The 14,063-nt window shown below is 62.5% G+C and carries 13 protein-coding genes; 5 read left to right on the top strand and 8 right to left on the bottom strand.

Features of this window, described 5'->3' with window-relative positions:
- Positions 1–194 precede the first annotated feature (194 nt).
- Entirely contained in the window at positions 195–1,028 is an 834-nt protein-coding gene (locus ACNFHO_RS18235) for an oxidoreductase (protein ID WP_153773600.1), read from the top strand.
- Between the two features lie 52 nt (positions 1,029–1,080).
- Entirely contained in the window at positions 1,081–1,989 is a 909-nt protein-coding gene (locus tag ACNFHO_RS18230; protein ID WP_416767051.1) for an AraC family transcriptional regulator N-terminal domain-containing protein, read from the top strand.
- 163 nt (positions 1,990–2,152) lie between these two features.
- On the opposite strand, the gene ACNFHO_RS18225 is transcribed toward ACNFHO_RS18230, so the two are convergent.
- The 8 genes from ACNFHO_RS18225 to ACNFHO_RS18190 form a co-directional block, all read right to left on the bottom strand.
- Positions 2,153–3,538: an aspartate aminotransferase family protein gene (locus tag ACNFHO_RS18225; RefSeq protein ID WP_416767008.1), complete on the bottom strand. Its 1,386-nt coding sequence runs from the start codon at positions 3,536–3,538 to the stop codon at positions 2,153–2,155.
- 22 nt (positions 3,539–3,560) lie between these two features.
- Positions 3,561–5,033 (bottom strand): NAD-dependent succinate-semialdehyde dehydrogenase, encoded by a 1,473-nt coding sequence (locus ACNFHO_RS18220; RefSeq protein ID WP_416767007.1) that lies wholly within the window; start codon positions 5,031–5,033, stop codon positions 3,561–3,563.
- A 188-nt stretch (positions 5,034–5,221) separates the two neighbouring features.
- Positions 5,222–5,701, bottom strand: a complete 480-nt coding sequence (locus ACNFHO_RS18215; RefSeq protein WP_065862861.1) for an Lrp/AsnC family transcriptional regulator — start codon at positions 5,699–5,701, stop codon at positions 5,222–5,224.
- Between the two features lie 60 nt (positions 5,702–5,761).
- Positions 5,762–6,763 carry a N(2)-acetyl-L-2,4-diaminobutanoate deacetylase DoeB gene (gene doeB, locus ACNFHO_RS18210; protein WP_414155433.1) on the bottom strand — a complete coding sequence of 334 codons (1,002 nt, stop codon included), beginning with the start codon at positions 6,761–6,763 and terminating at the stop codon, positions 5,762–5,764.
- Between the two features lie 4 nt (positions 6,764–6,767).
- Positions 6,768–7,958, bottom strand: a complete 1,191-nt coding sequence (gene doeA, locus ACNFHO_RS18205) for an ectoine hydrolase DoeA (RefSeq protein ID WP_416767006.1) — start codon at positions 7,956–7,958, stop codon at positions 6,768–6,770.
- Positions 7,959–8,012: 54 nt separating this feature from the next.
- Entirely contained in the window at positions 8,013–9,005 is a 993-nt protein-coding gene (gene eutC, locus ACNFHO_RS18200; RefSeq protein WP_416767005.1) for an ectoine utilization protein EutC, read from the bottom strand.
- Positions 9,006–9,041: 36 nt separating this feature from the next.
- Positions 9,042–10,013, bottom strand: a complete 972-nt coding sequence (eutB, locus tag ACNFHO_RS18195; protein ID WP_063544845.1) for a hydroxyectoine utilization dehydratase EutB — start codon at positions 10,011–10,013, stop codon at positions 9,042–9,044.
- Between the two features lie 106 nt (positions 10,014–10,119).
- Positions 10,120–11,514: a PLP-dependent aminotransferase family protein gene (locus ACNFHO_RS18190; protein ID WP_112898206.1), complete on the bottom strand. Its 1,395-nt coding sequence runs from the start codon at positions 11,512–11,514 to the stop codon at positions 10,120–10,122.
- 280 nt (positions 11,515–11,794) lie between these two features.
- Here ACNFHO_RS18190 and ehuB point away from each other — a divergent pair, with 280 nt between their 5' ends.
- The 3 genes from ehuB to ehuD all read left to right on the top strand — a co-directional run bounded on the left by ehuB (position 11,795) and on the right by ehuD (position 14,030).
- Positions 11,795–12,652: an ectoine/hydroxyectoine ABC transporter substrate-binding protein EhuB gene (gene ehuB, locus ACNFHO_RS18185; protein WP_416767050.1), complete on the top strand. Its 858-nt coding sequence runs from the start codon at positions 11,795–11,797 to the stop codon at positions 12,650–12,652.
- A gap of 65 nt (positions 12,653–12,717) precedes the next feature.
- Positions 12,718–13,377 carry an ectoine/hydroxyectoine ABC transporter permease subunit EhuC gene (gene ehuC / locus ACNFHO_RS18180; RefSeq protein ID WP_063544843.1) on the top strand — a complete coding sequence of 220 codons (660 nt, stop codon included), beginning with the start codon at positions 12,718–12,720 and terminating at the stop codon, positions 13,375–13,377.
- Entirely contained in the window at positions 13,374–14,030 is a 657-nt protein-coding gene (gene ehuD, locus ACNFHO_RS18175) for an ectoine/hydroxyectoine ABC transporter permease subunit EhuD (protein WP_065862854.1), read from the top strand. Before ehuC ends, ehuD begins: the two co-directional genes overlap by 4 nt.
- Positions 14,031–14,063: the final 33 nt, after the last annotated feature.

The raw sequence follows: 14,063 nt of genomic DNA, 5'->3' as shown, positions 1-14,063 counted from the left end.
GGCACAGTCACCCTACATCCGTGAAATACTTCGCCCGCCCTCCCCAGCGGGCTTTTCTTTGCCTGCAGCATCCCTCGCAGGATGACCACGCTCGCTTCTGATAGAAATGGGCAAGGTTTCAAGAGCCCCCGGCATAGGGACGATCAGCCAATCCACCTAGCATGCTCGCGTACTCCACACACAGGATCGCGATCATGAGTGACAGCAAGACTCTCTTTATTACCGGCGTCAGCAGTGGTTTTGGCAGTGCCCTGGCCCAGGCCGCGCTTGCTGCAGGCCATCGCGTCATCGGCACCGTGCGCAACGACGGCGCACTGACGGCATTTCAGACCCTGGACAGCGAACGCGCTCACGCGGTGATCCTCGATGTCACCGACTTCGCCCGCATAGACGCGGTGGTTGCACAGGTGCAGGCGCTTCACGGCCCCATCGATGTGTTGGTGAACAACGCAGGCTACGGCCACGAAGGCATCTTCGAGGAATCGCCACTGGAGGAGATGCGCCGCCAGTTCGAGGTCAACGTGTTTGGCGCCGTGGCCATCACCAAGGCCTTCGTGCCGTATTTTCGAGAGCGCCGGGCCGGGCACATCATCAACATCACCTCCATGGGCGGCACCATCACGATGCCGGGCATCGCCTACTATTGCTCCAGCAAGTTCGCTCTGGAAGGCATTTCCGATACCCTGAGCCAGGAACTTCGCCCGTTTGGCATCGCCGTTACCGCAGTGGCGCCGGGCTCGTTCCGTACCGACTGGGCCGGTCGCTCCATGCAGCGTTCGCCGCGCAGCATCGCCGACTATGACCAGAGCTTCGACCCGATTCGCAAGGCGCGCCAGGACAAAAGCGGCAAGCAGCTGGGCGATCCGCGCAAGGCCGCCCAGGCGATCCTGCAGGTCATCGCCAGCCCCAGCCCGCCCGACCACCTGTTGCTGGGCAGCGACGCACTGGGCCTGGTGCGCGACAAGCTGCAGCGCATGAGCAAGGAGATCGATCAATGGCAAGACCTGACCTGCTCGACCGATGGTTGAGCGCCAGGCAGAGGACCGGGCAGTGACACAGACCGACACCCGCAGCGCGCGCATGGTGCAGTTGCTAACGCAGCTCGCGCCAGTGGAAGGCTATAACCTCAGCGCACTGCAAGACGTGCGCTTCCTGCGCTCGAACCGGCCGCTGAGCCATGTGCCGGTGCTCTACGAGCCCGGCATCGTCATCCTCTGCCAAGGCTGCAAGCGCGGCTACCTGGGTGACCAGGTATATGTGTACGACGCTCGGCACTACCTGGTGGTGTCGGTTCCCGTGCCCTTCACCATGGAAACCGATGCCAGCGAACGCGAGCCGATGCTGGCCATCTACATACGCCTGGACCTGCAGCTGGCCAGCGAGCTGACCCTGCAAGTGGATGAACTGCTGGGCAGCAGCAGCGAACCGCCGCAGGGCATGTACGCCTCTCCCATGGACGATGCGCTGCAGGCCACGACACTGCGCTTTCTTGAAGCCATGACCGTCGCCAGCGACGCACAGATCCTCGGCCCGGCGCTGGTGCGTGAAATCTACTACCGCATCCTCTCTGGCGCGCAGGGCGGCTCGCTGCGGGCGGCGTTGGGTCGGCACGGCCATTTCGCCAAGGTGACCCGCGCCCTGCGCACCATTCACAGCCGCTACCGGGAGCATCTGGACGTAGAGTCGTTGGCCCGCGAGGCCAGCATGAGCGTGCCCAGTTTCCATCGGCACTTTCGTAGCGTGACCAACACTTCGCCCATGCAGTACCTGAAGTCTGCCCGCCTGCACCAGGCACGCCTGCTGATGTTGCACGACGCCCTGAGCGCATCGACAGCCGCCTTCAGCGTCGGCTACGAGAGCCCCTCGCAGTTCAGCCGCGAGTTCAAGCGCTTCTTCGGCCGTACGCCCCAGGCCGAGATCGACTGGATGAAGGCAACCTATGCACTGCCCGCCCCCACTGGCTCACCGGTGTATGTTTCGTCCCATTGAGCAAGACGCTACTAAAAGCAGGTCCTTCCAGCAGGAAGCGCACAAAATTGTGAATCTCGTCGAAACCTATAGCACCCACATCATCTCCCCGCCCCCTTATCTCGACGCGCGAAAAAAACCCGCCCATCACTGAATGGGCGGGTTTGTATGTTCACCCTAGGATTTAGCCCAACAGCTCATTGGCCACTTGATCAACGGCACCCTTGGTGATGTTCACAATCAAGTCCGCTTCAGCCTCGGTGAGAATCAATGGCGGGGCGAAGCCGAGGATGTCGCCATGGGGCATAGCCCGGGCGATCATGCCGTGCTCAAGGCAGGCTGCCGAGACTTTCGGGCCGACCTTCAAGGCCGCATCGAAGGGCGTGCGCTGCTCACGGTCGGCCATGAATTCGACGGCCACGAGCATGCCGTCGCCGCGCACTTCACCCACCAACGGATGACCTTCCAGGGTTTCGCGCATCCGCCGGTTGAGATAGGCACCCACCTTGTCGGCGTTGGCCGTGAGGTTTTCCCGCTCCAGGATGTCGAGGTTGGCCAGGGCCGCCGCCGCACAAATCGGATGCCCGGAGTAGGTCCAGCCATGCCCCATCGGGCCGTGGGACTCGGAGGCTTTCTCGATCACATCCCAGACTTTTTCGCCGACGATCACCGCCGAAAGCGGCGCATAGGCGCTGGTCAGGCCTTTGGCCGTGGTGATCAGGTCCGGACGCATGCCATAACGCTGGCTGCCCATCTTCGCCCCCAGGCGACCGAAGGCGCAGACCACTTCGTCGGCGATCAGCAGCACGTCGTATTTGTTCAGCACCGCCTGAATGGCCGCCCAGTAGCCAGCCGGAGGAACGATGATGCCACCGGTGCCCATCAATGGCTCGCCGATGAACGCGGCCACGGTGTCCGGGCCTTCGGCCAGAATCATCTTTTCCAGCTCGTCGGCGCAATAACGCACGAAGGCCGCTTCATCCATGCCGGTGGGTGCCTTGCGGTACCAGTGTGGGCACACGGTGTGCTTGATGCCCTCGGCCGGCAGGTCGAAATGCTGATGAAAGCTCGGCAGGCCGGTCAGGCTGCCGGTCATGATGCCCGAGCCGTGATAACCACGGTCACGAGAGATGATTTTCTTCTTCTGCGGCCGACCTCGCACGTTGTTGTAGTAACGCACCAGTTTGATCTGGGTTTCGTTGGCGTCGGAACCGGAGAGGCCGTAATAGACCTTTTTCATCCCTTCCGGCGCCCAGTCGATGATGCGGCTCGACAGTTCGATGATCGCCTCGGTCGAGTGGCCAACGTAGGTGTGGTAGTACGCCAACTCCTTGGCCTGCTTGTAGATGGCGTCCGCCACTTCGGTGCGGCCGTAGCCGATGTTGACGCAATACAGGCCGGCAAAGGCGTCGATCAATTCGCGACCTTCGTGGTCGCGTATGCGGATGCCCGAAGCACCCGTGATGATGCGCCCCTTGAGCGCACCGCTGGCATGGTCGTGGGCGTGGGTGGAGGGGTGCATGAAGTGGGCACGGTCTTGTTCGAACAGCGGGTCGAATTCTTGGTTCATGGCGATCTCCTGGGAACGGGCCTTAGAACTGGCCTTGATGGTGCAAGCAAAAGTATTTGGTTTCGACAAAGGCTTCGAAGCCCTCGGTGCCGCCTTCACGGCCCAGCCCCGAGGCTTTCATGCCACCGAACGGGATCGGATGGCCAGTGAACTTGACGCCGTTGACCGCGACCATGGCGTGGTCGAGTCGACGGATCAGCGGGTAGATCAGATCCAGGCGATTCGAGCAAACGTAGGCCGCCAGACCGTACTCGGTGTCGTTGGCCATCTCGATGGCCTGGTCGAGGGTGTCGAACGGCATCACCCCGGCAATCGGCGCGAAGTTCTCTTCACGGTAAATGCGCATTTGCGGCGTGACGTCGGCCAGCACCGTGGGCTGGTAGAACAAGCCGCCGAGGGCATGGGCTTCGCCGCCCACCAGCCGTTGCGCACCCTGTTGCAACGCATCGGCCACGCGCTCGGCAGTCACATCGAAGGCGGCCTGGTGCATCAACGGACCCACCTCCACCTGTTGTTCCCGCTCGCCGATCATCGCCGGACCGACCCGTAGCTCACGCACAGCCTCGGCAAAGCGCTCGAGAAACGCCGGATAGACCGAACGCTCGACCATGATCCGGTTGGCGGCGCAGCAATCCTGGCCGGAAGTCTGGAACTTGGCGGCCACCGCGACTTTCACCGCCCGTTGCAGATCGGCATCGGCGCAGACAATGAATGGCGCGTTGCCCCCCAGTTCCAGCGAGACTTTCTTCACGTCATGAGCAGCCGCTTGCAAGACCAACTTGCCGACGCGGGTGGAACCGGTGAAGCTCACCGAGCGCACGCGGGTGTCCTGCACCAGGGTTTGCATGGCCATCTGTGGCTCACCCAACACCACGTTGAAGACCCCGGCGGGGAACCCGGCCTCTTCCGCGAGTTGCGCCAGGGCGAATGCCGAGTACGGGGTTTCGTGGGCCGGCTTGACGACCACGGTGCAACCGGCAGCCAATGCAGCCGCGGCTTTGCGGGTGATCATCGCCGAGGGGAAATTCCACGGTGTCAGCAGTGCACAAACGCCGACCGGTTCCTTGACCGTACCCAGATGAGCGCCGGGAATATGGCTGGGAATGTTCTGTCCATAGAGGCGCCGGGCTTCTTCGGCGAACCATGGAATGAAGCTCGCGGCGTAGGCGATTTCACCCCGGGATTCGGCCAGGGACTTGCCCTGCTCCAGGCTGAGAATCCGCGCCAGGTCTTCCTGATGTTCCAGGATCAACGCCGCCCAGCGCCGAAGAATCGCCCCGCGAGTCTCCAGGCTCTGCTCACGCCAATCGGCAAATGCCCGGTGCGCGGCATCCACGGCGGCGACGATCTGCGGTTGATCGAGCATCGGCACATGGCCGATCAGTTTCTGATCAGCAGGGTTGTGCACGGCGATGCTGTTGCCACTGTCGCTGTGCAACCAATGGCCATCGACGTAGCAGAGGGCTTTGAACAGCAGGGGATGTTTGTAGGTCATGGCATTCACTCCGAACCGTGTGCGTGGAGTTCATGCTAGGGCAGCGAGGCGTCGGGGAATTGCGGTTTGCAGGGGGGTATACAGGTGGTTTTTTCTGATTGAGCGGGGTCATTCGGAAGTTTTTGCGGCGAGGCTACCCCCCACCCTGCAGGCTCGCTCGCACAGTTTGATCGGGGGTGTTGCAGGTTTCAGTAGTCCTGAGACAACTCCGCAGGCAAGGCGCCGGCCGTCTTGATGGTCTTGGTGACGATGTAGGTGAAGTACCGCTCGATCCCCAGGTCATCGAGCAGCAACTGATCGATGAATCGCTGGTAGTGATCAATGTCAGGCGCCTGGATCATCGCCATGTAATCCACCCCGCCACCGGTGGCGTAACAGAACGCCACCTCCGGCGCGTCGTTCATCCGCTGTTCGAAGCGCCGCATGTCCTGCGCAGTGTGTCGGGCCAGGGTGATTTCCACCAGCACTTGCTGGCTCTTGAACACCGCGCCCCAATCGATCTGCGCGCGGTAACCCTTGATCAGGCCGAGGGTTTCGAGCTTGCGCACGCGCTCCCAGGCCGGGGTAACCGACAGGTTGATCGCCTCGGCCAGGCTCGACTTGGTGATACGCCCGTCGCCAGCGAGGATCCGCAGGATTTTCAGGTCATAGCGATCGAGTTTGTGCATGTGCCAAGAAGCTCCTGAGTGAATGGCAACCCCTGAGGAAATCAACCCAGTGGCAGTGTATTACTCCAGTATGTCCGCGATCACGGCAAGGGTATCGCCACACTGCACCAACCCCGGAAAATGCCGCGCCGCCAGCAGGCCGCCGCGTGCAGCACGATACTCCACCGGGGCCACGCCGCTGCGGGTGGCGTCGTGGACCCGGGCGATGACTTCGCCCTTGTCCACGCTGTCGCCCAGGTCGCGACACATTTCCAGCAGGCCGTCATGTTCGCTGGCGATGAAGCAATCACCGTCCGGCATGTCGAGCATGACCGACGGCCCCCTCTGCACCTCGCCCTGAAGAATCCCCGCATGCACCAGCACGTTACGCACGCCGCGCTCGGCAATCGCCACACTGCGCGCGGTGGAGGAACCGCCACCGCCCAGTTCCGTGGTGACGAAGACCTTGCCCTGAGACTCGGCAGCCGTGTCGTACATCGCCCCGGCATCCAGCTCCAGCATCCGCATGCTGTATGGCGCATTGAACGCGCGCATGCCCGCCTCACATCGCGCCTGCTGGTGTTTGTCCGGCAGCACATGGCAGGCGGCGAATGGCAGGAAATCCAGGGTGCGCCCGCCGGAGTGAATGTCCAGCACGAAGTCCGCCAGAGGCAGCAAAGTGCGGGTGAAATAGTCGGCGATCTTCTCGGTCACCGTGCCGTCCGGCCTGCCGGGAAAACTGCGGTTGAGGTTGCCCCTGTCGATGGGCGACGTGCGTCGCCCGGCACGGAACGCCGGGGTGTTCATGAACGGAATGATGATGACTCGCCCGCTGACCTCGGCGGCCGCCAGGCCCTGAGCCAGCTTGCTCAGGGCCACCGGACCTTCGTATTCGTCACCGTGGTTGCCACCGGTGAGCAGGGCCGTCGGCCCCTCCCCCCGCGCGATCACCGTGATCGGAATCATGACCGCGCCCCAGGCCGAATCATCCCGCGAATACGGCAACTTGAGAAACCCGTGCTGCACGCCTTCACGGCACAAATCCACCGTGGCGCTGATCGGGTTGGCAGGCAGATCGCTCATTGGCTCAATCCTTCACGAACAGTTGGCGTGGCACGTTGCACAGGGTTTCGACCCCCGTGTCGGTGATCAGAATACTTTCGGTGATTTCCAGGCCCCAATCGTCCATCCACAGGCCCGGCATGAAGTGGAAGGTCATGCCCGGTTGCAACACGCTGGTGTCGCCAGGACGCAGGCTCATGGTGCGCTCGCCCCAATCCGGCGGATAACTGATACCGATCGGGTAGCCACAACGGCTGTCCTTGTGGATGCCGAATTTCTCCAGCACCTTGAAGAACGCTACGGCGATATCACCGGTGGTGTTGCCCGGCTTGGCCGCTTCCAGGCCGGCGGCGATGCCTTCGACCACGGCTTTCTCACCCTCGAGAAAATGCTGCGGCGGCTTGCCCAGGAATACCGTGCGCGACAGCGGGCAGTGGTAACGCTTGTAGCAACCGGCAATCTCGAAGAAGGTCCCCGCGCCCTTTTCGAACGGCGAATCATCCCAGGTCAGGTGCGGCGCACTGGCGTCGGCACCGGTCGGCAACAAGGGCACGATGGCTGGGTAATCACCGCCATGGCCATCGGCACCCTGGATGCCGCTGCTGTAGATTTCGGCCACCAATTCGTTCTTGCGCAGGCCCGGTTCGATCCGTTCCAGGATCCGCCCGTGCATGTTTTCCACGATGCGTGCGGCAATGCGCATGTAGGCGATTTCCTGCGGCGACTTGACTGCCCGCTGCCAGTTCACCAACCCGGCCGCATCGATCAGCCGGGCCTTGGGCAGATGTTTCTGCAACGACAGGAAGGCTGCGGCGCTGAAATAGTAGTTATCCATTTCGACGCCGATGGTCAGCGCGTCCCAACCACGGGCAGCGATCACTTCCCGCGACAGGTAGTACATGGGATGCCGCTCCCGGGACTGCACGTAGATGTCCGGGTAACCGACGATGTTGTCCTGCTGCATGAACACCGTGCGCCTGGCGCCGTTGGCGTCCTGGCCGCGGCCGAACCAGACCGGCTCGCCATCCATCGCCAGCAGCACGCACTGGTGAACATAAAACGACCAACCATCGTAGCCGGTCAGCCACGCCATGTTCGACGGATCGGTGACCAGCAACAGCTCGATGCCCTGGGCCTGCATGGCCATTCGCACCTTGGCCAGCCGCTGGGCGTATTCCTCCCGGCTGAACGGGAGATTGACGACTATCTGAGACATGCACCTGCCCTCTTGTAGATGAAGCGGGGTAAATGACGCGCGGACAAAAAACCCTTAGCTGCCGAACTGGACGCCCTTGCCCGCCGAGCGCGCTCGCTCGAACGCGAGATTGGCCATGGCGGTATCCTGGGCGCCGGTACCGGTGAGGTCGCACAAGGTGACCTGCGAGGCGTCCGTGCGACCGGGACGTTGACCGGCCAGCACCTGGCCCAATTCGGCGAAGTTCGACTCGTCGCTGACGACGCCCGCCGCGAGGGCGTGATGCAACTCGCCGAGGATGCGGGTCTGGCTCAGTCGATCGGCCACGTAGCGGTCGACCTGTGCCAGCACCTGTGGGGAGATTTCGTTCTTGTGCTCGGCATCCGAGCCCATGGCGGTGATGTGCAGACCGGGATGCAGATGGCGCACATCGATCAACGGCTCGCGACTTGGCGTGCAGGTGATGGCGATATCCACCTCGACCATGGCTTCGTCGAGGGTGGCGCAGGGCTTGACCGCCAGACCGGTGTCACGGGTCAATTCCACGCTGAAGGCCTGCGCCTTGGCCAAGTCGCGCGCCCACACCCGCACGTTGTCGATGAGGCGCACCAGGCGCAGGGCCTGCAACTGCAACGCAGCTTGCTCGCCAGCGCCGATCAGCGCCACGCTGCGGCTGTCCGATCGCGACAATGCCCGCGCCGCCACCGCCCCGGCAGCGGCCGTACGTACCGCCGTCAGGTAACCGTTATCCAGCAACAAGGCATCCAGCAGACCGGTGCGCGCCGACAACAACATCATCATGCCGTTGAGGCTGGGCAGGCCGAGTTTCGGGTTGTCGAAAAAGCCCGGGCTGACCTTGATCGCAAAGCGCTCCAGCCCCGGCAGGTAGGCGGTCTTCACGTCCACTTCGCCGTTGTGCTCGGGGATGTCCAGACGCAGGATGGGTGGCATCGCCACGGCGGCGGTGGCCAGCAGCACGAAGGCCTGCTCGACGGCTTCGATACTGGGCAGATCAAGCGCCACACAGGCGCGCAGATCGGCTTCGCTCAGCAGGGTGATTTCACTCATCAACGGGCGCTCCCATGACGTCGTTATTGTTCGGTTTCATGCCTCGGCTCCGGCAAGTACCCGCAGGTGCTGATCGGTGTCGACGTTACGTCCGCTGATCACCACCACCACAGGGCCACGAGGCTCGATCAGGCCTTCGAGCAGCGCGGCGATTCCCACAGCAGCCGCGCCTTCCAGCACCTGGCGCTCTTCGCGATAGGCGTGGCGGATAGCGTTGGCGATGGAGGTTTCGCTGAGCAAATGCAGGTGATCGCAGGTGTCGCGGGTCATGCTGAAGGTGTATTGGTTGTCCAGACCGATACCGCCGCCGAGGGAATCGGCCAGCGTCGGCAGCTCTTCGACTTCCAGCGGATGGCCGGCTGCCAGGCTGGCGTGCATCGCCGCGCCACGCTGCATGCTGATGCCGTGGGTGACGATCTGCGGGTTGGCGGTTTTCAGCGCCAGCGCCACGCCGGCGAACAGACCACCGCCGGACAACGGCACCAGGACCTGGGCGACGTCCGGTCGCTGCTCGAGGATCTCCAGCCCCAACGTGCCCTGGCCGGCGATGATCGCCGGATGATCGAACGGCGGCAGCAGGATCGCACCCTGCTCGGCGGCAAGGCGCTCGGCTTCGCGCTGGGCGTCATCCTGGGAGTTGCCGACGATGCATACGTGGGCCCCAAGATCGCGAATCGCCCGCACCTTGTTCGCCGGTACCCGTTGCGACAGGCAGATCGTCGCCTTCACGCCCTGGCGGGAAGCCGCGTAAGCCAATGCGCGACCGTGATTACCGGTCGACGCCGCCACAACACCTCGTTGTTTTTCTTCAGCACTGAGTTGCGCCACGGCATTGCTCGCACCGCGCAACTTGAAGCTGCCGGTGATCTGCTGGGACTCGAGCTTGAGGTAGACCGGCACGCCCACCAGCCGAGACAGGCTGGGCGAATGCTCCATGGGCGTGCGCCGCACCAGCGCTTCGATACGCTGGCGTGCGAGGTAGATATCGTTGAGCTGTGGCGTTGGCATGACCGCGTCCCGATAAGATATTGGGCGCAGTCTAAGAGGCCAGGATTGTCGCGCTGAATGTACTAGGTCAATTCAGGACAACTTTTTTCGGCGTCTGTTTTCCCGCTCAAAAGTCATGGATACGTGGGTACTGACCAAAGATTTCACGCATGTTGATCAAGGCTTCGCGCGCGTCCTCGTCGCTGCATTCGGCGCCAACACACACCCTCACCGCCCGTGCCCTGGGTGTGCCACGCACGGTGAACGGGTCAGGCGGCGTGACGGCAATATGCCGATGGCGCAGGGCCCGCACGAGGCTGTCGACCTCCCAATGCGGCGGGATACCGACCCAGGCATTCAAGGCATGGGGATGTTGGCCCAGCACGAACTCCCCCAGGTATTCGCTGACCATCGCCTGGCGCACCGAGAGCAACTGGCGCTGCAAGCGCAGCAGCGTGTCGGCGCGACCATCGCGAATCCAGCGCGTGGCAATCTCCGAGACCATCGGCGTGCCCATCCAGCTGTTGACCCGCAGGATGCTTTCGGTACGCAGTGCCAGGCGCTTGGGCATCACCAGATAACCCACGCGCAAACCGGTCAGCACCGACTTGGTCATGCTGGTGCAGTAGAAGGACAGCTCCGGCAGGTAATGACTGATCGGCGGAGCGTGGCGCTCTTCGAGCAACGGGCCGTACACATCGTCCTCGATGATGTGCACGCCGAAGCGCCGGGCAATCTCGGCGATCTCCCGGCGGCGACTGTCCGGCATCAGCGTGGTGGTGGGGTTGTTCAGGTTCGGCGTGCACACCAGCGCAGTGATGCGCTCATTGCTGCACATGTCTTCGAAGTGCTCGGGATCGATGCCGTGGCGGTCCATTTCGAGCCCCTTGAGGGTGAACCCCAGCACTTGGGAATTGCCGATGACGCCGTGATCGGTTCTGCCTTCGCACAACACCACATCGTCGGGCCCGGCGAGAGAAGCCAGGGCGAGGAAGATCGCATGAGCCGCGCCGTTGGTGATCAGGATGTCGTCACGTTCGACCCGCAGGCCCAGGCGGCCGATCCATTGCATGGCCGCCTCGCGGTGGGATTCGAACCCGGCGATGGGGCGAAAGGCGTGAATCCACGGCTGATCTTCCTCGGTGCTGAGCTCCCGGCAGGTATCGCGCCAGACCTGGTCGTGCTCGCGGGTATGGAGGATGCGTGCGATGGAAAAATCCACCAGCGCTCGCTCGGGGCTGTCGAGAATGTAAGTCGCGACCCGGTCGCTCATGCGCCGCGAAACGAAGCTGCCGCGCCCTACTTCACAACGCACCAGGCCCTGGCGCTCAAGCTCCTTGTAGGCATTGGTCACGGTCTGCACGCTGATGCCCATGGCATCGGCCACATTGCGCTGCGCAGGCAGGCGTTGATCGTTGGCCAACAAGCCCTGTTCGATGTCGTCGGCAATCGCCTGAACCAGAATCTTGTATTTCGACTCGCCGCTGCGGGCGATTTCCAGTGCTGCTTTCCACTTGTCCATCGGCGTAGAACCCGCGTGTTCCCCAGTGTCGACAGCATCCCGCGAGAATCCGTGCAAAGCAATTGTCCTAGTGCAATGCAATGTCGTGTAGGGCTTTTGTATGCTCGTTCCAAGGTCGATGCCCGGACTTCTCGGCAAGCCCGAAAAATAAAACCAATCGATCTGTACGGCTGCAGTGCCCAAGCCCTGGTATCAGCTTTCGTGCGCTTTGCTCTTGTCACACTGCCTCCTAACACAGAGCCGTCATCGACGGGTCCACAAGAAACAGGAGATTTTATCGATGAGCAATTCCTTTCCCCGCAAGCCCAATGGTTTACGCCACCTGTTCGTGGCGTGCGCAATGTTCGGCCTCGCCGCCGGCGCCCACGCCGCCACGACGCTGGAAACCATCACCAAAAACAGCAAAATCCGGATCGGCTACGCCAACGAAACCCCGTTCGCCTTCACCGAAACCGACGGCCGGGTCACCGGTGAATCGCCGGAAATTGCCAAGGCCATCTTCGCCAAGATGGGCATCAAGCAGGTCGACGGCGTGTTGACCGAATGGGGCTCCCTGATCCCGGGCCTGCGTGCCGGGCGTTTCGATGTGATTGCCGCCGGTATGTACATCACCCCGGAACGCTGCAAACAGGTGATTTTCACCGACCCGCAATACCAGCTGCCCGATGCGCTTCTGACCGCCAAAGGCAACCCGAAGAATCTGCACAGCTATGAAGACATCGTGAAGAATCCGGAGGTGAAACTGGCGATCATGGCCGGTACCGTTAACCTGAAATATGCCCGGGATTCCGGCGTGAAAGAGGCCCAGATCCTCCAGGTTCCGGACACCACTGCCCAGTTGCAAGCCGTGCGCGCCGGCCGCGCCGACGCCGCCGTGGGCACTCAGCTGACCATGAAGGCCCTGGCCGCCAAGGGCGGTGAGAAGGTCGAAGCGGTCACCGAGTTCAAGGACGATCCGTCACACACCGGCTACGGCGCCCTCGCCTTCCGCCCGGAAGACAAGGACCTGCGCGATGCGGTCAACGCCGAACTGAAAAAGTGGCTGGGCTCCGAAGAGCACCTCAAGGCGGTCGCGCCGTTCGGTTTCGACAAATCCAACGTGACAAGCAAAACGGCTGCAGAGCTCTGCGCTCAATAGTCGAAACAGGCATGGCGCTGGCATGGCGCGATGCCTATTTCCCTGCTTAATCGGGATGCTGAACCATGGGTGAGTTACTTCCGCTGTTGATACAGGGCGCCTGGGTCACTATCCAGGTGACCTTCTTCGGTTCGCTGCTCGCGATCGTCGCGGCCATTCTTGCGGCACTCGGGCGCATGTCGCCGTGGCGGCTGGTGAGCTGGTTTTCGGTCACCTACATCGAAGTGTTTCGCGGTACTTCGTTGCTGGTGCAACTGTTCTGGCTGTTTTTCGTGTTGCCGCTGCCGCCGTTCAACCTGGAGCTGAGCCCCTACGCCGTGGCGATTGTCGGACTAGGCCTGCACATCGGCGCTTACGGTGCGGAGGTGATGCGCGGTGCGATCAGCTCCGTGGCCAAGGGTCAATACGAAGCGGCGACCGCGTTGAACTTCAGTGCCTACAAGCGCTTTCGCCGGATCATTCTGCCCCAGGCGCTGCTGGCCGCGATTCCCCCCGGCACCAACCTGCTGATCGAGCTGCTGAAAAACACCTCGCTGGTGTCGCTGATTACCCTGTCCGACCTGAGCTTCCGCGCTCGGCAACTGGATCAGGCTACCTTCCAGACCCTGGAAATTTTCAGCCTGGCACTGGTGATGTATTTCATCCTCGCCCAGGCGATCAACCTCGGCATGCGCGCAATTGAGCGTCGCCTGGCACGTGGCCGGATGCGTGGAGGCCTGTCATGAATCTGTTCGACTGGACGTATGCCTGGCAGATCCTGCCCGATCTGCTGCGCGCCTCGCTCAACACCGTGGGCATTACCCTGATCGGCTTCCTCATCGCCATCGTGCTGGGGCTGTTCCTCGCCATCGGCCGGCGCAGCCGCCTGTACTGGCTGTCGTGGCCGATCGCCGGGACGATCGAGTTCATCCGCAGCACGCCGCTGCTGATCCAGGTGTATTTCCTCTACTACGTGCTGCCCAACTACGGGGTGAGCATGACCGCCATGCAAGTGGGGATCATCGGCATCGGCGTGCATTACGCCTGCTACATCGCCGAGGTTTACCGCGGTGGGCTGGACGCGGTGCCACGGGCGCAATGGGAAGCCGTCACCGCGCTGAACATCGCGCCGTACAGCGCCTACCGCAACATCATCCTGCCCCAGGCCCTGCGGCCGATTCTGCCGCCACTGGGCAACTATCTGGTGGCGATGCTCAAGGACACACCGGTGCTGTCGGCCATTACCGTGGTGGAAATCATGCAGCAGGCCAAGAACATCGGCTCCGAGAACTTCCGATACCTGGAACCGATCACCATGGTCGGCCTGTTTTTCCTCGCCCTGAGCATCGCCCTGGCTTATCTGGTACGGCGCCTCGAACTGCGCCTGGAGCTACGCTAATGACTTCTCCACTCTCGTCTTCCCACGACCTTT

Origin of the sequence: Pseudomonas sp. NY15374, assembly GCF_048068255.1 — a bacterium.
Lineage (GTDB): Bacteria > Pseudomonadota > Gammaproteobacteria > Pseudomonadales > Pseudomonadaceae > Aquipseudomonas > Aquipseudomonas machongensis.
This window is presented reverse-complemented; position numbering and strand designations above follow the sequence as displayed.

Excerpts from the sequence above, each read along its gene's own strand:
- ACNFHO_RS18235 (WP_153773600.1), top strand. The coding sequence starts at position 195 with ATGAGTGACAGCAAGACTCTCTTTATTACCGGCGTCAGCAGTGGTTTT.
- ACNFHO_RS18230 (WP_416767051.1), top strand. The coding sequence starts at position 1,081 with ATGGTGCAGTTGCTAACGCAGCTCGCGCCAGTGGAAGGCTATAACCTC.
- doeB (WP_414155433.1), bottom strand. The coding sequence starts at position 6,763 with ATGAGCGATCTGCCTGCCAACCCGATCAGCGCCACGGTGGATTTGTGC.
- eutB (WP_063544845.1), bottom strand. The coding sequence starts at position 10,013 with ATGCCAACGCCACAGCTCAACGATATCTACCTCGCACGCCAGCGTATC.
- ACNFHO_RS18190 (WP_112898206.1), bottom strand. The coding sequence starts at position 11,514 with ATGGACAAGTGGAAAGCAGCACTGGAAATCGCCCGCAGCGGCGAGTCG.
- eutC (WP_416767005.1), bottom strand. The coding sequence starts at position 9,005 with ATGAGTGAAATCACCCTGCTGAGCGAAGCCGATCTGCGCGCCTGTGTG.
- ACNFHO_RS18225 (WP_416767008.1), bottom strand. The coding sequence starts at position 3,538 with ATGAACCAAGAATTCGACCCGCTGTTCGAACAAGACCGTGCCCACTTC.
- ehuC (WP_063544843.1), top strand. The coding sequence starts at position 12,718 with ATGGGTGAGTTACTTCCGCTGTTGATACAGGGCGCCTGGGTCACTATC.
- ACNFHO_RS18220 (WP_416767007.1), bottom strand. The coding sequence starts at position 5,033 with ATGACCTACAAACATCCCCTGCTGTTCAAAGCCCTCTGCTACGTCGAT.
- ACNFHO_RS18215 (WP_065862861.1), bottom strand. The coding sequence starts at position 5,701 with ATGCACAAACTCGATCGCTATGACCTGAAAATCCTGCGGATCCTCGCT.
- ehuD (WP_065862854.1), top strand. The coding sequence starts at position 13,374 with ATGAATCTGTTCGACTGGACGTATGCCTGGCAGATCCTGCCCGATCTG.
- ehuB (WP_416767050.1), top strand. The coding sequence starts at position 11,795 with ATGAGCAATTCCTTTCCCCGCAAGCCCAATGGTTTACGCCACCTGTTC.
- doeA (WP_416767006.1), bottom strand. The coding sequence starts at position 7,958 with ATGTCTCAGATAGTCGTCAATCTCCCGTTCAGCCGGGAGGAATACGCC.